14 protein-coding genes are annotated in these 20,739 nt (G+C 35.9%); 9 read left to right on the top strand and 5 right to left on the bottom strand.

Annotated elements, in window-relative coordinates:
• The first annotated feature begins 4 nt into the window (after positions 1–4).
• The 9 genes from HHU12_RS05575 to HHU12_RS05535 all read left to right on the top strand — a co-directional run bounded on the left by HHU12_RS05575 (position 5) and on the right by HHU12_RS05535 (position 14,491).
• Positions 5–1,183: a YeaH/YhbH family protein gene (locus HHU12_RS05575; RefSeq protein WP_169655765.1), complete on the top strand. Its 1,179-nt coding sequence runs from the start codon at positions 5–7 to the stop codon at positions 1,181–1,183.
• A gap of 46 nt (positions 1,184–1,229) precedes the next feature.
• A complete protein-coding gene (locus HHU12_RS05570; protein WP_169655764.1) occupies positions 1,230–2,615 on the top strand; it encodes a SpoVR family protein in 1,386 nt (461 codons plus the stop codon).
• 181 nt (positions 2,616–2,796) lie between these two features.
• Positions 2,797–4,581 carry an ABC transporter ATP-binding protein gene (locus HHU12_RS05565; RefSeq protein WP_169655763.1) on the top strand — a complete coding sequence of 595 codons (1,785 nt, stop codon included), beginning with the start codon at positions 2,797–2,799 and terminating at the stop codon, positions 4,579–4,581.
• A gap of 186 nt (positions 4,582–4,767) precedes the next feature.
• Positions 4,768–5,247: a nucleoside-diphosphate kinase gene (gene ndk, locus HHU12_RS05560; RefSeq protein ID WP_169655762.1), complete on the top strand. Its 480-nt coding sequence runs from the start codon at positions 4,768–4,770 to the stop codon at positions 5,245–5,247.
• A 705-nt stretch (positions 5,248–5,952) separates the two neighbouring features.
• Entirely contained in the window at positions 5,953–9,138 is a 3,186-nt protein-coding gene (locus tag HHU12_RS05555; protein WP_205959788.1) for a SusC/RagA family TonB-linked outer membrane protein, read from the top strand.
• Between the two features lie 12 nt (positions 9,139–9,150).
• Entirely contained in the window at positions 9,151–10,821 is a 1,671-nt protein-coding gene (locus HHU12_RS05550) for a RagB/SusD family nutrient uptake outer membrane protein (protein WP_169655761.1), read from the top strand.
• A gap of 124 nt (positions 10,822–10,945) precedes the next feature.
• Positions 10,946–12,544, top strand: a complete 1,599-nt coding sequence (locus HHU12_RS05545; protein ID WP_169655760.1) for a PKD domain-containing protein — start codon at positions 10,946–10,948, stop codon at positions 12,542–12,544.
• 400 nt (positions 12,545–12,944) lie between these two features.
• Complete coding sequence (locus HHU12_RS05540) at positions 12,945–13,709, top strand: transporter (RefSeq protein WP_169655759.1); 765 nt, start codon at positions 12,945–12,947, stop codon at positions 13,707–13,709.
• Between the two features lie 119 nt (positions 13,710–13,828).
• Positions 13,829–14,491, top strand: coding sequence for an energy transducer TonB (locus tag HHU12_RS05535; RefSeq protein ID WP_169655758.1), 663 nt, complete (start codon positions 13,829–13,831; stop codon positions 14,489–14,491).
• A 15-nt stretch (positions 14,492–14,506) separates the two neighbouring features.
• Here the strand turns inward: HHU12_RS05535 and HHU12_RS05530 are convergent, their stop codons facing one another.
• The 5 genes from HHU12_RS05530 to pheT all read right to left on the bottom strand — a co-directional run bounded on the left by HHU12_RS05530 (position 14,507) and on the right by pheT (position 20,607).
• Positions 14,507–15,094, bottom strand: a complete 588-nt coding sequence (locus HHU12_RS05530) for a DNA-3-methyladenine glycosylase I (RefSeq protein ID WP_169655757.1) — start codon at positions 15,092–15,094, stop codon at positions 14,507–14,509.
• A 309-nt stretch (positions 15,095–15,403) separates the two neighbouring features.
• Positions 15,404–17,002 carry a ribonuclease Y gene (gene rny / locus HHU12_RS05525; protein ID WP_169655756.1) on the bottom strand — a complete coding sequence of 533 codons (1,599 nt, stop codon included), beginning with the start codon at positions 17,000–17,002 and terminating at the stop codon, positions 15,404–15,406.
• Positions 17,003–17,092: 90 nt separating this feature from the next.
• Complete coding sequence (locus tag HHU12_RS05520) at positions 17,093–17,380, bottom strand: cell division protein ZapA (protein ID WP_169655755.1); 288 nt, start codon at positions 17,378–17,380, stop codon at positions 17,093–17,095.
• A gap of 171 nt (positions 17,381–17,551) precedes the next feature.
• Positions 17,552–18,109, bottom strand: coding sequence for a hypothetical protein (locus HHU12_RS05515; protein ID WP_169655754.1), 558 nt, complete (start codon positions 18,107–18,109; stop codon positions 17,552–17,554).
• A gap of 68 nt (positions 18,110–18,177) precedes the next feature.
• Entirely contained in the window at positions 18,178–20,607 is a 2,430-nt protein-coding gene (pheT, locus tag HHU12_RS05510) for a phenylalanine--tRNA ligase subunit beta (protein WP_169655753.1), read from the bottom strand.
• Positions 20,608–20,739: the final 132 nt, after the last annotated feature.

Below are 20,739 nucleotides of genomic sequence, written 5' to 3'. Positions count from 1 at the left end.
TATTATGGCTATTTTTAAAGAATTTAGTAAGCAGAAGAGAGACAGGTCTGTGACTGACCGTCAACGCCATAAAGAGTTAGTCAAAGACAAAATCAAAAAAGGAATCTCTGATGTAATAGCAAATGAATCCATTATTGGGCAATCAAAAGACAAAAAGATAAAAGTACCGATCAGGGGACTGAAAGAATATCGTTTTGTGTATGGTTCTAATAAAGGAAAAGGCGTTGCACAAGGTACTGGAAAAGAACAGAAAGGACAGGTCATTCAAGATCAGTCAGCTCCTCAAAAAGGCAAGGGGAAAGGAGAAGCAGGTGAAGATGCCGGAGAAGATATTTACGAAACAGAAATTTCTTTGGAAGAAGCTGTGGAACTGATGTTTGAGGATTTGGAATTGCCTGATATGGATCAGAAAAAGTATTTCCAATCTGAAACGGAGGTACTCCGAAAGCTGGTAGGTTATCAGAAGAAAGGGATCAGAGCACGCTTGTCTAAAAGGAAGACGATGATGAATCGTATTAAAAGGATGAAAGCGAAAGGGCTGGACAGTGCCGCCTTGAAAAAATCTGATGAAACTTTCCCATTCCATAATGATGATTTGGTGTACAGAAGATTGCAAATTGATGTAGAAGAACATTCTAATGCTGTAATTCTATGTCTTATGGATACATCAGGTTCAATGGATCAAACTAAAAAGTACTTGGCAAGAAGCTTCTATTTTATGCTGTATACTTTTTTACAGACCCGTTATGAAAACACAGAAATCGTCTTTATAGCTCATCACACAGAGGCTAAAGAGGTAACAGAAGATGAATTTTTCCATAAAGGAGAATCAGGCGGTACCAAGATATCTTCTGCTTATATAAAAGCATTGGATATTATAGAGGACAGATATAATCCTGCACTTTGGAATATCTACGCCTTTCACTGTTCTGACGGTGACAATTTTGCCTCTGATAATAAAGTAGCTATTGAGACTGCTGAGAAACTGACGCAGGTCTGCAACTTATTTGGATACGGAGAGATAAAACCTGACATGGGTTACTCTTGGTCAAGTATGCTGGATGAGTTCAAAAAAATTGAAGAAGAAAACTTTGTTTGCTTGAGAATGAGATCAAAGGAGTCTGTTTGGCCTGCCTTGAAAAAATTCCTGAACAAAGACAGAAGTAATACAATGATGGATTAATGAACTGACCACTGATCAATCATTAATTCTTAAAAACTAAAATAATATGGATTGGTCCCTAGATGATTTAGCCCGTTGGAATGATAAAATAGAAGAGATTGCACAGGAATGTGGACTAGATTACTATCCACAGGAATTTGAAGTGTGTGATTATCACGATATGATTGGTTATCAATCGTATGTGGGTATGCCATCAAGATATCCGCACTGGAGTTTTGGTAAATCATTCGAAAAACAAAACACGCTTTATAAAATGGGTGCCCAAGGATTGGCCTATGAAATGGTTATCAATTCAGATCCTTGTCTGGCTTACCTGATGATAGACAACCCTCTGTCTATGCAGATTTTGGTGATGGCCCATGTATACGGTCACAATGACTTTTTTAAGAACAATATCAATTTCTCTCACACAAAACCTGAGTTTGTTTTAGAGAATTTCAAATTGCACGCTGATAGAATTCGCTCTTATATAGAAACGCCAAGTATTGGTTATAAAGGTGTGGAAAGAATTTTAGATGCAGCGCATGCCATAAGTTTTCATGTGGATAGAAATCAAAGAATTGTTCGTTTATCAGAACATGAACAGAAAAGCCATTATTATGGAGCGTTGAATAAGGATAAGTCTTATTGGGACGAACTCAAAAAAGAGGAGAAAGAGGAAGAGTTCATTCCGTCTTTATCGGAAGACTTAATTTTATTCTTAATTGAAAACAGCCGCTTCCTGGAAGATTGGGAAAAAGATATTCTCAGTATTGTTAGAGAGGAGACCCTTTATTTCCTTCCTCAGATGGAAACCAAAATTATGAACGAAGGCTGGGCGAGTTTTTGGCATTACACCATCTTACATAAACTCAAACTCCCGCCAGCAATGCACGTGGATTTTATCCGTTCTCATAATCAGGTCATCCGTCCACATGTAGGCGGTTTGAATCCTTATCATATCGGATTTAATATCATGGCCCATTTGGCAGGGAAAAAAGACATGTTTGAGTATGAAATCAATCCTCAGATTTTTGACGTAAGAGAAGTAGATCGAGATGTATCTTTCCTAAGACGATTCCTGACAAGAGAGTTGATGGAAGAATTAGGTCTTTTTGAATACGAGAGAAATAATGGGAAAATATCAGTGAGCAACATTTCAGATGATATGAAAGGGTGGAAAGAAGTTCGCGACACCTTGATTGCTCAGACAGGTACAGGAAGTATTCCTATTATTAAAGTGAAAGGAATCGCTCCTATTAATAATACCTTGCAATTGGTACATGAATTTGATGGAAGAGAGTTAGAGTTGGGTTATGTACATAAAACAATGCAACATATAGCCACACTTTGGTCTGATTTTCCTGTGAAATTGGAAACCAACGTAGAGGGTAATAAAGTAATATGCGTTTATCAGAAAGGAGAATTTACTGTGGAAATGGATTCAGAATAAAAAAGAACATATTCTCTTCTCTGTAAAAGGAATCAATGGTTTAAATCACCGAAAAAGCTTCATATTTAAAAAATGGAGCTTTTTTAGTATTAATAAGTGATCATTTTGTATTTTATATGGTGATTTAAGTTACTTTTGCAGACGGTATTAAGTAAAAAATGTTTTGGGAATATTTAGAAACATGGCGCGTAAAGATTCTGGAGAGAAGAAAAAACAGCGTTTAGACAAGGGAAGTATAAAAAAACTGAGAGGTATCTTTCGTTTTATGATGCCTTACAAAGGTGTTTTTACATTAGGTTTAATCAGTCTTTTCTTTTCAAGCACAATATTATTAGCACTGCCTAAATTGATTGGTGTGTTGATGGATACAGCACAAGGGAAGGTAACAATTCCATGGTTGCCCGACTTGAAGTCTGTAGGTTTAGCTTTAATGGCTGTTTTATTGTTTCAAAGTATATTCTCATTCCTTAGAGTATACTTTTTTGCAAAAGTAAACGAAAACGCTATTGCTGACATCAGAAAGGCACTTTATCAAAAGTTTATGTCGCTTCCGATGTCATTTTATGATAAAAACCGTTCGGGTGAGCTATTCAGTAGAATCACTTCGGATGTTTCGGTTTTACAGGACACATTTTCAACAACTTTAGCGGAGTTATTCAGACAAATTGCTACACTTGTATTTGGTGTTTCAATCTTATTCTATGAAAATCCTAAGTTGTCATCCATCATGATCCTTAGCTTTCCTATATTAATTATTTTCGCAATAATTTTTGGAAAGTTCATCCGTAAGCTCTCAAAAAGCACACAAGACGAGTTAGCAAACGCTAATATTGTAGTAGAAGAAACAATCCAATCTATTGGTACAGTAAAAACGTTTGCCAACGAAGACTTTGAAATCAAAAGATATTCTAGCAACCTCTCAAAGGTGGTGGATATTGCATTGAAATCAGCTACATATAAAGGTACATTTATCTCTTTCATCATTTTTGTATTGATGGGCGGTATATTAGGTGTGCTTTGGTATGGAACTTATATGGTTTCAGTAGATGAAATTTCAATTGGTAGTTTAACTACTTTTGTCCTTTATACAATGTTTATTGGAGGATCGTTGGCCGGACTTGGAGACATTTACGGTACGCTCCAAAAAGCAGTGGGTGCTACAGATAGAGTAGAAGAAATTCTAGCAGCGAATTCTGAGCACGAAATAGACAAAGAGACAATTCCAAAGTTAGAAGGGAAGATCAGTTTCAATAATGTGAAGTTCTCTTACCCAACTCGTAAAGAGGTGGAAGTATTAAAAGGCGTAAATCTTGAAATTGAGAAAGGAGAGAAAGTAGCTTTAGTTGGTAAGTCAGGAGGCGGTAAATCAACGATTGCTCATTTACTGCAACGTTTCTATGATATTGATAGCGGTGAGTTGTTGATCGATGGAAAATCATCTCAGGATTATAACCTAATTGGTTTCAGAAAGCATGTGGGTGTTGTACCACAAGAAGTATTGTTATTTGGAGGTTCAATTCAAGAGAATATTGCTTACGGTAATCCTGAAGCTTCTGAAGCAGAAATTATAGAGGCGGCACGAAAAGCGAATGCACTTGATTTTATCAGATCTTTCCCTGAGGGAATGGAGACATTAGTAGGAGAAAGAGGTGTGAAGCTTTCAGGCGGTCAGCGTCAAAGAATTGCAATTGCAAGAGCAATACTGAAAGATCCTGCTATTCTTATTCTAGATGAAGCTACATCAGCTTTAGATATTGAGTCAGAGAAATTAGTACAAGATGCTTTAGAAAAGCTGATGGAAGGAAGAACAAGTTTAATTATTGCTCACCGTCTTTCTACAATCCGTAATGCTCATAAAATAGCAGTACTAGAAGAAGGAAAAATAGCTGAGATTGGAAATCACAATGACCTGATCAGCGAGACAGATGGAGCATACGCAAAACTGATACAGATGCAGGAGTATTAAAACCTTCGCATTTCAAAATAGATAAAGCTGGAAATAAGGAAAAAAACGCCTTGTTTCCAGCTTTTTTTTCTTGTGTTAAAAAGAAGTTTACTATAAGTTTGTTTAGAGAAATTAAATGAAGCCTATAACGATAGGACGGAAATTTAATTAATGGCCAAAATAAATTAAACACTAAACAAAAAACATATGTTTCAAGACAACTATGCTCCACAAAAGGGAACCTTTACTTTCACAATGATTAAGCCCGGTGAAGAAAACCAAGACTACGTTGGAGAGATCCTTACAATGATCCATGAAGCAGGCTTCAGAATTCAGGCCATGAAAATGGTTAGACTAAGAACAAAACAAGCAGAAATGTTTTACCGCCATTTATCTGACCAACCTTTTTACCAAGATGTTGTAAAATACATGACGTCAGGACCTGTGATAGCAGCTGTTCTTGAAAAAGAAAATGCAGTGGTAGATTACCGTAAACTGATCGGTGCTACTGACCCAACTAAAGCAGAAGAAGGGACAATCCGTAAAAGATTTGCAAAATCAACAGACAGAAACGTAGTACACGGCTCTGACTCTGATGATAATGCGGCTGAAGAGGCTTCATTCTTCTTCTCATTCAGCGAAAGATACAATAAAGACGGTCATTGTTTCTTTGGTTGGGGTAAATAATCCTGAAAGAAATTTTTGACAATTTTAAAGTCAACTATGAAGGTAGTGGTTAAATTCGTTAGCCATTACCTTTTTTTATGTGTGTGATTAGTTTATTTAAATGATATTTTCAATCTTTTTTCATTTCGACGTGAAAAGTTTCAAATTTGCTTAAGTGTCTAAAATACATGTATTTGAAAAGGAACTACCTACTACAGTAAAATAAATATTTAATGTAGTAATCGTGTTGAAGTTGTTAAGTGTCAGTATTTCAATTAGTTAATAGTTCTTGGTAGTAAAAATGTAGTATAAATATCGTAAAATTGAAATCCGTTTTATTTGATTACGCATCCAAAAAATCATTAACATTGCTATATGAAATTTTAACAGCTGTTATAAGCTATCTATTACATTATTTAAAAATTCAATAAGTATGAAATAACTGAATTGACCATTTTAAAAGCAACTAAAGAAATAGCAACTATTACTACACAATCTATTATTTTTTAAAAGTACTAGGACATCAAAGTCTGTTACTTTAACTACACATCTTTCTTTTTTTCTATAACTATTAGGTACAAAAAATAAGATTGAATATAGTATAGTATTCCTATGTATTTAGTTGACTAATTACAAAACCTTTCTTCATTTCCAATGAAAGGTAGGGCAGTGTATACAAAATAGAAATTACAAGCTCTCTCTTCTATTTATATCATGTCCTTTGAAATGAGAAACTATCGCTTATCAAAGAAAACAAACATGCAGTATTACAACTCAAAAGGAAACATTAAAGTATTAATGTTTCTAATATCCTTGCTGTGCTCTCTTCAGCTATACGCACAAGACAGGGTAATAACAGGGCAAGTGCTTGATGGTGGGGATCAATCCCCAATTCCAGGAGTAAACGTAGTAGTCAAAGGAACTACAATAGGTACAGTAACAGATTTTGACGGTAATTATAAGCTGTCATCAAGTGTTCCAATAACAGAATTGATTTTCACGTATGTAGGCTACAAAGATTTAGTGAAAGCTGTAGGTGCTACAGATGTTGTGAATGTAAGCTTAGAAGCTGATTTAGAGCAACTAGAAGAAGTAGTAGTTGTGGGATATGGTGTGGAGAAAAAGAAATTGAACACAGGTGCTACGTTGAATGTAAAAGGTGAAGACCTTCAGAAGTTGAATACAGCAACGGCTATGGATGCCCTTCAAGGGATTACACCTGGTGTGAATATCACAAAATCGAACGGTTCACCTGGTGCGGGTACAAAAGTCGTTATTCGTGGTTCGGGTACTATTGGTAATTCTAGTCCACTTTATATTGTTGATGGTGTTCAGGTAGGAGATATTGATTACCTTTCTCCATCAGACATAGAAACAATTGACGTACTGAAAGATGCCGCTTCTTCTGCTATCTATGGTTCACGTGCGGCGAATGGTGTTGTATTAGTGACTACAAAAAAAGGAACAAAAGGACCTAAACCATCTATCACATTTGATATGTTTTATGGTGTGCAGCAAATTGCGAATAAGCCTGAGTTATTAAATGCACAGCAGTATATCGAAATAATGAATGAGGCGAACTCAAACAGTGGTAGACCTCCTATAAACTGGACTGGATTAGTGCCAAATTTTGGTGATTATTATACAGGTGTTAATGCAGGAACTAATTGGTTAGATGAAACTTATAATCATAATGCACCTACTCAGAACTATTCTATAAACATGTCAGGAGGTAATGAAGGCTCGGTTTATTCATTAGGAGTAAGTTATTATCAGCAAGATGGAATTATTGGTAAACAAATCAATAATTCATTTAAAAGAGTAAATGCTCGATTAAATACGGAACATGTTCTAGCAAAAAATATAGATGGTAGAGCAATAGTGAAAATTGGTCAAACATTAAACTTTACAAATAGTAGAAAACCGAATTTAGCACAAGGTAATATCTATTATAATGATTTGCATGCCATGTTGGTAACAAGTCCATTATTACCAATGTATGCAACTGATGTAAATGATCCAGCTTATCCTTATCATTATGCCATTGATTTAAGTACAGGTGAAGAAAACCCAATTGCAACAATGGTTTATAATAGAGGGAATAATAATAATTATAATAATAATATTGTAGGGTCTGCTTATTTAAATATTTCGCCAATTAAAGATTTGAATATTCAATCAAAATTTGGTGTAAATAGCTGGAATGGAGCAGGAAGGAATTGGGTTCCTGCTTATAATTTGGGTAACCAAGATCAAAGAGCTCGTGATGCAGTTGACCAGAATATGTATACTGGTTTAACATGGACATTGACAAACACAGCGAGTTATTCTAAACAGGTAAATAAGCATAGTTTCACAGCTTTACTAGGTCAAGAAATGCAAAAAACATCTCAGAACCTGTCATTAGATGGGCATAATGAGAACTCAATCTTCCAAGATGCAAAATATGCTTATTTAGATAATGTTCCTGTTGTTGATGAAACTTATACATCACTAGGTGGTAGAGATGACTTTGGGTGGGGTATGATGTCTTATTTTGGTAGAGTATCTTATAACTTCAATGAGGCACTATTATTAACAGGTGTAATTAGAGCTGATGCTTCATCAAACTTCTTGCCTGAAAATAGATGGGGCGTTTTCCCTTCATTTTCTGCTGGTTATATTCTTACTACTCATGATTTTATGGAAAAAATACCAGCGATTTCATATTTTAAGATTAGAGGTGGTTGGGGACAAAATGGTAACCAAGATATTGGTGCATTCCAATACTCTTCAACAATTACATTTGATTATGCAGAATACTTCTTTGGGGGTCCAAAAAATGTAAAGCATTTAGGAGGTTACCCTGCTCGTTTACCTAACCCAAATGTACGCTGGGAAACATCTGAACAAGCCAACATTGGTTTTGATGCGAATTTCTTTGATGATAAACTACAAGTTACTGCTGATGTATACCACAAGGCAACAAAGGATTGGTTAGTAAGAGCTGATAATTTAAAATCTTATGGAACTGAACCTCCATTTATTAATGGTGGAGAGATTGTAAACAAAGGATATGAACTATCAATTCGTTGGAATCATAAGGTAAATGAGTTTAGTTATGGAGCTACATTCTCGTTAGGTTATAATCAAAATGAAGTAGTAGCCATTGATAATTCAGAAAAAATTATCCACGGCCAATCTAATGTACTATCACATGGTACTGGTGAAATGTATAGAGTACAAGTAGGAATGCCAATCGGGTACTTCTGGGGGTTAGAGACTGCTGGTGTGATGCAAACGCAAGAAGAAGCAAGTGCGTGGGTTGGTCCTGAAGGTAAGCCTTACTTCGCTGATCAGCAAGCAGGTGATATTCGTTTTGTAGATCAAAACAATGACGGTGTTATTGATGATGAAGATCGAAAAATGATTGGTAACCCAACACCTGATTATACTTTAGGTTTACAATTGAATGCAGAATATAAAGGTTTCTATACTCAATTAATATTCACGTCTCAATTAGGCCATCAAAATATCCGCTCATGGAGATCGTTTGCAGATCAGTCGAAGCAAAATTATACAACAGATGTATATGAAAGATGGCATGGACCGGGAACTTCAACTACTAAGCCAAGATTAACTGCGATTTATCATCAAAACCAATGGGTTTCAGACTTATATGTTGAAGATGCTGATTATGTAAGATTAAGTAATGTAACTGTTGGTTATGATTTTGGTAGATTAATTAGTAACAAGAAGATATTGAGTAATTTAAAAGTCTACTACACAGGTCTTAACCTCCTAACATTTACAGGGTATTCTGGAATGGACCCAGAAGTGGGATATGGTCCAGATTCATGGACATCAGGTATAGATTTAGGTTTATATCCTGCGTCAAAAACACATATGTTAGGTTTAAGTGTTAAATTTTAATCGAAGACTAAAATGAAATTCAATTATAAAAAAGGAATTATTAGTGCTTTCCTAATTTCATCGCTTTTTAGTTGTGGTGAGAAGTTTTTGGAGCATGATAATTTAACAGAACAGGCTACGACAAGTTACTATAGAAATGCCAAAGAAATTAATGAGGCATTAACTGCAGGTTATTCTTGTCTCACTGTAAACGGCGGACGTAATAATGCTACTTTGATTTCTACAATCATGTCAGATGATTGTTTTGGAGGAGGTGGTCCAGATGATTTAGATGTTCAAGCTATGGATAACTTCCAAAATAATGCTGAAGATAAATACTTAGAAATCTGGGAGGTAACCTATAAAGGCATTTTTAGAGTCAATACAATCTTAGATCGTTTTGAGGATGCTGAGTTTGAAAGTGTGGAAATTAAGAATCAATTAAAAGGAGAAGCACATTTTCTTAGAGCATTCTTTTACTTTAGAATGGCAAAACTATTTGGAGGAGTACCATTAGTAACATCTCCAGAGCCATTAAATTTACCAAAAGCCTCGTCTGAAGAATTATATGCTCAGATTGCTTCTGATATGAAGTTAGCGATAGAATTACTTCCTGCTCAAAGTTTTAATCAAATCTCTGTAAGCACAATTGGACATGCTACTAAATGGGCTGCTGAAGGTTTGATGGCTAGAATCTTCCTATTCTATACAGGTAAATATAATAAGTCGGCTCTTCCATTGATTGATGGTGGTGAAATCACAGAGACTCAAGTAAAAACATGGATTGATGACTGTGTCAAAAACAGTGGCCATGATTTGAATGATGATTTCAGAAATAACTGGCCATACGCATACGCTAAAGATGATTACACTTGGGCTAACAATAACGGTTTAAACTGGGTGGATGACGCGTTAGGAAACAAAGAAGTTGTCTTCTCTATTAAATACTCAGTATTTGGTGCAAATGATGGAACTGATGCCCTAAGCTACTCTAATCAGATGGTACTTTATATGGCAATGAGAGGCCAAGGTGATGCTTGTTTACCATTCGGTAATGGATGGGGCTGGGGAACTGTTAACCCTGAGTTAGTAGCTGTATATGAAGATGGAGATCCTCGTAAGGATGGTTCAATTATCCATGTAGATAATCCTGAAGAAGAAATCGCAGATGATTACACTTGGGGACAATGGGATTGTTATCATGAAACAGGTTATTGGAATAAGAAGTATACACCAATTATTGTCAATACTGTTTCAGAAGATGGTTCTAGTGCCATTAAAGGAATGTACTATGATATATATGGAAACCCTGATGACTTCCAAACTTGGAATATACAAGATGAAGTAGTTTTACGTTTTTCAGATGTCTTACTGATGGCTGCTGAATTAGGAGTAGATGCAAGTGCTAATCTAAATAGAGTGAGAAGCCGTGTAGGATTAGGTACTGTAGACCCTTCTTTAGAGAATATCAAATTAGAGCGAAGACGTGAGCTTGCTTTTGAAGGTGTTCGTTATTACGATTTATTACGTTGGGGTGATGCAGGACAAGCAATTAACTCAGCAAATGGCATGACCGTCAAGAATGCAACAGTTGATACTCCTTATGAGATCAGCTTTAGACCGGAAACAAACGGGTTTTTACCGATACCAGAATCTCAGATTCGACTTTCTGCAGGTGTATTAACACAAAATGAAGGTTGGTAATTACCAATCTATATTAGAGAGTGTTTTGATCTCTTTTAAATCGCTCTCTCCTTCTTTCTTTTTATAGTTCACCTAAGCAAACAACAAATTAACAGGTGAAATGAATTTAAACTATACAAATATCATGAAACAACAAAGTGAAAACAAAAGAACGTTTTGGCAAAAGTCAAGACTTATTGGAATCCTATTGTCTGCATCTTTAGTTGCTATCTGGGCGTGCTCTGATAAAGACGAACCGTCTGCAGGAGGCACAAGTAATCCTCCTTTGGTAGATTTTGATTATACCATTGATGCTGAAAATACTTTAATGGTAACTTTTGAAAATAAAACGATCGGTGGGGCAACCTATGCTTGGGATTTTGGTGATGGAAAAGGTACAAGCTCTGAAGAAAATGCAACATATACTTATGATGCAGCTGGAGATTATACAGTTAAATTGACATCAGAAAATGCAAATGGTGTAAGTGCAAAACTTGAAAAATCACTCACAGTAGTAGCTCCAGGAACAGAAACACTAATTGCGGGGACAGGAGAAAAGAAATGGAAATTATACAGAGAGTGTTATAGTATTTTAATTGGACCGGATGATACGGACAAAGGAGGTTACTTGAAATTGATAAATGATGGTAGTAGAGAGTGTTTATATGAACAAGAGTGGATTTTTAAAGCTAATGGAGAGGTAGAATTCAAAGATAATGATGGGTTCTGGGGAGAGTATGGTCCTTTTGGTACAAGTGCTGATGAACATGAGAATTTTGACAAATGTTTTATTCCTTCTCCTGCGACTATGAAAAATGCTGATGGTGAAGACGTGAGTGCTTGGGGTAGTGGAACTTACAATTATACATATGATGAGGCAACAGGTCAATTAGAATTAACAGGTCTTGGAGTATGGATGGTAATTCCAAAAGTAGTCGGTACTGTTGAAGAAGAAGGTGGTATGATTGAATCAAATGTACCAGTAGATAGAGTAACGCCAACATCTTGTGTTATTGAAGAGCATGATGGCTATGACCTAATGCGAGTTGTATTTGATGATGGTACTTATAACGAAGCATTATATGTAAGTTATGATAACTGGGATGATGAGCCAGCATTGAACATTGCAACAGAAGAGGGTACTGCTGATTGTACAATACAAGAAGTAACGAAAACACCTGAAGAAATCTGTGCTGAAAAAGAAGCAGGTGCTAAAGATGGAGAAGCAGGTGACTTAGAAGATAAAGTTTTGACAGAGTTCTATAACACTTTTGAAACAGAGTCAACAAATGCAGATCTTGTATACTCACCTACTTCAGCAACTATTACTTATGGTGAAACAGATCCAGCAGGTGGAGCTACAGGTGTTGGTAAGTATGTAAGAGGAACAGAAGATCAATATTCTGATGCTAAATTTAATACAGCTTTTGACTTTAGTTTAGAAAACTTCTCTAAAGTATCAATTGAGGTTTACGTTCCATCTTCAAATGTATTTGAGGAAGGCGGTTTGGTAAACGGTATTGAGATTTTCTTAGCTGATGGTAGTGAAGATTCACAATTCTGGACAACAAAAGAAGCTTATATTACAGAAATGACTGAAACAGATACTTGGGTAACCGTTTCATTTGATTTGACTGATTGTGCGAAGTCAAGAAAAGACTTTGATATGGTTGGTTTAGTATTTGGAGGCGGAGGTCACACTGTAGATGGTACATTCTACATTAGAAACTTCAAATTTGAATAAGAATTTTGTTTTCTTTTAATTCAGTATAGTCTTGAGGCTACTCATTTTTGGGTAGCCTCTTGTATTATGTTATAATATTTTTAATTGGTATTTCATTTGAGCAGCAAGGTCTAGTTTTCACAGCGTTTTTTTCAATGTTGTAAGTTTTATTGATTTGAACCTAAGAAAATTAAGGTGTGAGTTATTTTGTGAAGCTTCCTTGTTTGGTAAATTGTTATGATATTGATCGAGTGTGTTTGAATAAAAAAATATTAGTATTATCAGGTGGTTACTCATTTTGGGTAGCCTTTTTTTGTAGAATGAGTATAAATATCCCTTCTTTTTTAGTTGACTTTATGAAAACGGTTTTAAAAGACGATTTTGTTTTACTTAATTTGAGAAAACAATTATTCAATCTAGTATGAAATACAAAATATTACTCTTCTTATTATCGGCATTTTCAATCTCACATGTCACTTTTGCTCAGTTTAGTGAAACCATATCATCAGACAGGCCGGGACAGACTTACAGCGCTTCAACATTAGGTAAGCATGTATTCCAAATACAGACTGGTTTTAATTATACTGAAGGGAGAAATGGAGTAGAAAATAAGAATATAAAGAGTAATACATTTTTAAGATTTGCATTGAGTGAGCGGTTTGATATTGAAGCTTTGGTGAATTACAGCAAAGATGAAATAAGAACTCAAGGAGAGACAATTGTAGTAGGAGATGGCTTCAGTGATACTGAACTAGGCTTTAAGTACAGTGTATTAAGAAATGACGGTTGGATTCCAAGTATGGCATTTCAAGGAAGAGTCTTAACACGATTGGTAGATAAAGATTATGAGAGAACTTCTGCAGGTATGCTGATGAATATAGCGACACAAAACCAAATCAATGACTGGCTAGCGTATAATATGAACTTGGGCGTTACCTTTCCAAGACGCGGTACCTCAAAGTATATATTGCCTGCTACTTTCAATTTTTCAGCATCAATAAGTCCAAAATGGGGTGCTTTTATTGAGCTTTATGGTAATTTGAATGATTTTGAGCCTAGCGTTGATGGTGGTTTATCTTATCTAATTACAGATGATTTCATGCTTGATTTGTATGGAGGTATGGCTTCTGAATCTTGGTTTGTAGAAGGTGGATTGTCTTACAGGGTCAAGTGGAGAGCGGATTAAATTTGCAAAAAGGGTAACTTCTTGCTTTATTTACATATATACGTATACATTTCAATAGACAATAATTACTACAAGCAACACGTTATATATACATAGGCCATACTTACACACTCAGAACAATGAAGATACTCTTAGTAATACTCACCGTTATCGCCTTGCCTCTAAAAACTTTGGCTCAATTAACACCTGAAGAAATTTCAAAGGATTATATACATTATGCCTATGAATTATTGGAACAGGAAGAATTTGATAAGGCACTAATTAAAACTGATGAAATTATCGCATTATTGCCGAGGACTACTTCGGAGATTCAATATATAAGGTCGTTAGCTCATCATCATTTAAACCTTAATGATATTGCTAAGACGGAGGTTATGGAAATGTATAACTATCCTATGACTGAGGAACTTAGAATGCACGCCAATGAACTCTCTATGTTGTTGGATCATGAAATGAAAACAGCATCAGCAGAAGATACTGATACTATTTATGCCATGCCCGAAACTTCAGCTTCATATCCTGGTGGAATGGGAGAGTTTTACAGTTGGTTTCATGCCACTTTTGAAGTCAATAAACCCACTCAAAAAGGGAAGGTATTTGTAGAATTTATCGTCAATAAATATGGAAAGCTTGAAGAAATAAAAATTCTTAAAGGCATTGAAAGTAATGTTGACAATAAGGTTATCTCCGTATTAAAAAGTTCCCCAAAATGGATGATCGCACAACAAAGTGGCAGGCCTGTACAACAAAAAATGGTTTTACCTTTTACAGTAGAATATTGACAATTGCAGTTGCCTCTATTGTTTTGCTAGTTTTTGCACTTCCTTGTGTCGAAAACAATCTACAGTGTGGTCATTTACCATTCCTACGCCCTGCATGTACGCATAACATGTAATACTCCCCACAAATTTAAAACCTCTTTTCTTCAAGTCTTTACTCATTCTGTCACTGATTTCCGTTTTCGTAGGAACCTCTTCCATCGTTTTCCAGTTGTTTTGAATGACTTTATGGTCTGTAAACTGCCAAATATAATCTTTAAAAGTTCCGAACTCTTCCTTCACTTTTAAGTAAGCTTTGGCATTCGTGACAATCGCTTTAATTTTCAGCTTATTTCTGATGATTCCTTTCTCTTGCATTAAGGCTTCCAAATAGTCATCACTAAATTCAACGATGGCTTCAGCTTCAAAATTCTCAAACAGTTCTTGGTAGTTTTCCCTTTTGAGTAATATAATATGCCAACTCATACCGGATTGTTGTCCTTCAAGGCATAGCATTTCAAAAAGTTTACGATCATCATACACAGGAACTCCCCATTCTGTATCATGATAGTCTTGGTCTATCTGATGCTGTGTTGACCATTCGCATCTTGTTTTATTATCTGACATGTTTATTTTGAGTTAAGAGTTAAGAGTTAAGAGTTAAGAGTTAAGAGTTGTACTTCCTGCACCTCAGGAAGCTTTAGTGGCCTAAAGAATTAAACACCTTTTTTGGTTATCGTTATTTCCTCTGTAGGAGGTATTGTACTGAAACCTCCACCGAACCACTATAAAAACCATTTTTCTTCATTCATCATTCTTAATTCTTCATTAAAAAAACAGCTGTTTTTTTATCAGTCCTAGTACTTATGTGAAATTGGAAAATAAAAAAGGTCGACTAAATCAATAGCCGACCTTAAAAATAATATTTTTTCTGTATTATTTCGCGAAGTGTACTGAACGAGTTTCACGAATTACAGTTACTTTGATCTGTCCAGGGTATTGCATTTCTGTTTCGATCTTGTTGGCAATATCAAATGATAATTGTCCTGCATCTTGATCAGGAACTTTATCTGCATCTACCATCACACGTAACTCTCTACCTGCTTGGATTGCATAGCATTTGTGAACCCCTTTGAAGCTCATTGCTAAACCTTCCAATTCTTTCAGACGTTGGATGTACGATTCCATCATTTCACGTCTAGCACCAGGTCTAGAACCACTTACAGCGTCACATGCTTGAACGATAGGAGAAATAAGCGTAGTCATTTCGATCTCGTCGTGGTGAGCACCGATTGCGTTGCAAACCTCAGGGCTTTCACCATATTTCTTCGCTAGGTTCATACCTAAGATTGCGTGAGGTAGTTCTGGCTCTTCTGGCCAAACTTTACCAATATCGTGAAGAAGACCTGCACGTTTCGCTACTTTAGAGTTAAGACCAAGCTCAGAAGCCATTGTGCTTGCCAAGTTAGAAACTTCTCTAGAGTGCTGTAACAAGTTTTGACCATACGAAGAACGGAAGCGCATTCTACCAACCAACTTGATCAATTCAGGGTGTAAACCATGAATACCTAAGTCGATTACAGTACGCTCACCGATTTCTACGATCTCGTCTTCAATATTTTTCTTTGTTTTAGAAACAACTTCTTCGATACGGGCAGGGTGAATACGACCATCAGCCACTAATCGGTGAAGTGAAACTCTTGCAATCTCTCTTCTTACAGGATCGAAACCTGAGATAATGATTGCTTCAGGAGTGTCATCAACAATGATTTCCACACCAGTACTCGCTTCTAATGCACGGATATTTCTACCTTCTCTACCGATGATTTTACCTTTCAGCTCATCACTTTCTAGGTTGAAAATAGAAACACAGTTTTCAATAGCTTGTTCCGCAGCAGTTCTTTGGATCGCCGTGATTACTGTTTTACGAGCTTCTTTAGTTGCGGTCATCTTCGCTTCTTCCATGATATTCTTGATATGCATAGAAGCTTTAGTGCGTGCCTCATCTTGTAAAGCTTCCACAAGTTGCTCTCTTGCCTCTTCCGCTTTCAAGTTAGCCACTTTTTCAAGTTGCTCCACTTGCTTTAAGCGAAGTTGCTCAGCCTCTTCTTTTGCCTTAAAAGTAAGTTGTTTTTGATGTGCCAATTCCTCAAAGCGTTGCTCCATCTCCTGATCTTTCTTTTTGAAAGATTCGATCTGTTTTGCAATAACAGCTTCCTTCTGCTTGTGCTTAGCTTCTTGTTGTTTTAAACGATTTTCGAACTGTTTTAATTTGTTCTCGTTTACGTTGAGTTGATTCTTTCTCTTTGCTGTTTCAGAGTCAAAATCTTGTTTCATTTTAAGGAATTTCTCCTTTGATTCCACAAGTTTTGATCTTTTGATGCTCTCCGCTTCCTTCTTTGCATCTTTTACAATGTCTTGTGCTTTGTCTTTCGCGGCCGTTTCCATGCCCTTCAAGACTTTCACCAATAAAAATCTACCGATTGCTACTCCGATGAGTAGACTGACAACGGCAGCTAAAATTATTTGTTCCATGTTGTACGTACAGAGGTCTGTGCGTAGTTCGGTGACTACAGTTGAATAATATATATGTTCAGGAACTACAAGATCAAAAAAGAAGAAATATTAAGGTAAAATTTCGTCTAATTGTTTATTGATATCATTCACACGATTAGCGATATTCTGTAACTCATCTTGTTCTTTCAAGGCTTCCACTACAAAATCAAATGCAGTAATAACAAGTAGATCTTTCATATCTACACCAGAGAGGCTTTGACGCTTTTCATCCACGATCTGATTAAGACGCTCTGCCGCTTTCTTAAGCAGATGTTCCTCAGATTTGCTGGCTTTTACGTTATACGATTTGCCACAAATGTTCAGTTGTATGCTCTCTTTAGTGGATCTTAATCCCATGTTTAGTACTACAAGTTTTTTTGGTTATCACCCCTTTCGGGTCGTTATTGTAATCTATGTGAATATGAATATTAAACCGAAATTTTCTTCGATCTAAGTAAAATTCCCTTTTAAAAAATAAATGTACTTTAATTATTGGAATTTTATATCCTTTTCTATCAAAAAAGTAACCTACGCTTGAGAAAGTCTTTCGATTTCCTCATTCAGCAACTCAATTTCTGCTTTGTTCTCTTCTTGTTCCTTTAAAAGCTGTTGATTTTCTAATTGAAGTTTCTCTAGAGTTTCCTTTAATGGGTTAAGGTCTCTGATTTCCATTTTCAATTTTTGAATCTCCATGATTGATGCTCTCTTTTGTTCGTTGAAAACATCAATTGTTTCATTTTTTTCTTCTATCTCTTTTCTTAATTGATCAATATCCTGATTGAGAAATTGTATCACACTTTGTTGCCCTTCGGATAGTTGCTGTGCTTCATCTCTTTCTTGTTGCAAAGTGTTTTTCTCCTCCATTAACTGACCAATCTGTTCATCTCCCTTGTTGATCAATTCCTGTAAACGGTCACTGTGTTCTTGTATATCTATAGTTGCGTCTAACTGTTTTTCAGTTTTTATACGATCTTCATTTAATTGATGAATCGTAGTCTGTGCGTTTTTATAAAGTGTTTGCAGGGTGTTGATTTTTTCAACTAATAGTTTAAGTTCGTCGCTTAAATGAGGGATGACAGTTGACATAATTGATCGGAATTTAAAAAATGAAACCACTCCCTTCTGCATGATAAAAAGGGAGTGGTTTGATAAAACTACTTACGGATTACAGCACCAAGCTGATTTTCAAAAGCTTTGATCAATGCTGTCATACATTTATCAATAGTCTTATCATTTAAAGTTTTATTTTCATCTTGAAGGATGAAGCTTACAGAGTAAGATTTCAAACCTTGTGCAAGGTGCTTACCTTCGTAAACGTCAAATACATTGACACCCTTCAATAATTTTCTTTCTGTTTTCTTTGCAATTTCCTGAATTGAAGCAAATGTAGCTTTGTTGTTCAATACTAAAGATAAATCTCTACGTACTTCAGGGAATTTAGGCAGTTCTTTGAATTTGTAATCTGCACTATACATTTTCACTAATGCAGACCAGTCGATATCCGCAAAGAATACTTCCGTTTTTACACCTGCTAATTTGGCAGCTTTAGGATTGACCATGCCCACTGTAGCAATTACTTGCTTTCTAGCAGTGTAAGTTAAGCCATAAGAGAAAGTATCATTCTTCACATATTCCTTAGAAATACCTTGAATATTTAATCTTTCAAAGATTCTTTCTACGATAGAAGAGATTGTATGGAAATCAGCATTTACAGCTTTTCTGATCCAAGATTCATCAGAAGAAGTACCTGAAACAAATAATGTAAGGTGTTCTTTTTCTGTGTAACCTTCTTCTCCTTTATGGTATGTTTTACCAAATTCAAATGCTTTGATATTCTTCTGCTGACGTCTGATATTTCTATCGATTACTTCAAGCCCAGAGAATAACATTGACTGACGCATTACATCTAAATCTGCAGATAAGATGTTTAAGATTTTTACGTCTTTTGATTCGTCGATATCCGCTAAACTTGTTGAATACTTGCTAGTAGTCAAAGAATTGGTCATGATTTCGAAACAGCCGCTTCCTGCAAGCATTTCAGTCACTTTCGTCTGAAGGATTTGCTTGTCTTTCTTAGGGAAACTCGCCAAGAAATCAGTCGATAATGACTCATCTAATGCTACACTGTTGAAACCGTAAATTCTTAAGATCTCTTCAATGATATCTGCTTCTCTTTGTACGTCTACTCTATAAGGAGGAACTGAAACTTTGATTGTTTCTTCAGTACGCTCTAAAATAGAGATTTCTAAACCTTCAAGAATTGAGATAATTCTGTCTTGTGGAATATGCTGACCGATTAAACGATCTACATTTTTGAATTTTACATCAATAATGAAGTTCTCAATAGGAGTAGGGTAGATGTCTACAATCTCAGAAGAGATTTCACCACCAGCATACTCTTTGATCAACATTGCCGCATATTTCAATGCAGTGATACACATGTTCGGGTCACAACCTCTTTCAAAACGGAATGAAGAATCTGTTTTGATACTGTGTTGCTGAGATGTCTTACGAACAAAGTCAGGGTGGAAGTAAGCACTTTCTAGGAAGATGCTTGTAGTTCCTTCAGTAACACCAGAATCTAAACCACCGAATACACCTGCGATACACATATCTTCAGAAGCATTGGCAATCATCAAGTCGTTACCTTTTAATTCTCTTTCCGCTTCGTCTAAAGTAGTGAACTTAGCACCTTCAGTAGCGAACTTTACGTTCACCTCGTTGCCCGTTACTTTTGCTAGATCAAAAGCGTGAAGTGGTTGTCCTAATTCATGTAAAACGAAGTTGGTAATATCCACTACGTTGTTGATAGGAGCTAAACCAATAGAATTTAAACGTTGCTTAATCCATTTCGGAGATTCTTTGATTGTGATTCCAGAAATAGTTAAACCAGTATATCTTGGACAAGCCTCTTCTGCTTGAACATTTACTTTTACAGAAGTAGAAGTGTTATCTACTTTGAAGTTTTCGATTAATTCTGCTTTAGTAGCCTGCTTAATTTCGCGATCCAATAAAACTTTCAAATCACGAGCAGCACCATAATGCGAAGAACCATCTACACGGTTTGGAGTAAGACCGATTTCAAAAACCTGATCGTTTTCTAAACCAAAATATTTTGCAGCAGGAGTGCCGTTGGCCATATCAGTGTCTAAAACCATGATACCGTCATGAGAAGTACCCAATCCGATTTCATCTTCAGCACAGATCATACCTAGTGAAACCTCACCACGGATCTTACCTTTTTTAATTTTAAAACTTTCTGTTGGAGAAGGATAAAGCTCAGCGCCTACAGTAGCAACTACAACTTTTTGTCCTTTAGCGACATTAGGAGCACCACATACAATCTGTACAGGTTCTTTCCCACCGATATCAACTTTTGTAACTCTTAATTTATCTGCGTTTGAATGTTGCTCACATTCTAAAACCTCGCCAATAACTAAACCTTTCAGTCCACCCTTCACTTCTTCAACTTCACCGATTCCTTCTACCTCTAAACCAGAACTGGTTAAAAGCTCATCAATTTCCTGTGGCGTTTTGTCTTCTATATCAATTAGGCCTTTTAGCCAATTTAAGGAGATTTTCATATATCGCTATTTTTGCCGGAAGCGTTAAAAACGCCACCTTTTTATTTGTTTACTTTCACTAAAAATTATGGAATTGCAAAAATACAATTTTCCACGGCAAAAATAATAGGTTATTGCAAGTTCTTGCAATAA

Origin of the sequence: Flammeovirga aprica JL-4, from assembly GCF_012844305.1 — a bacterium.
GTDB classification, from domain to species: Bacteria; Bacteroidota; Bacteroidia; order Cytophagales; family Flammeovirgaceae; genus Flammeovirga; species Flammeovirga aprica.
The sequence above is the reverse complement of the archived record's forward strand: the minus strand, read 5'-3'. Positions and strand labels throughout refer to the sequence as shown.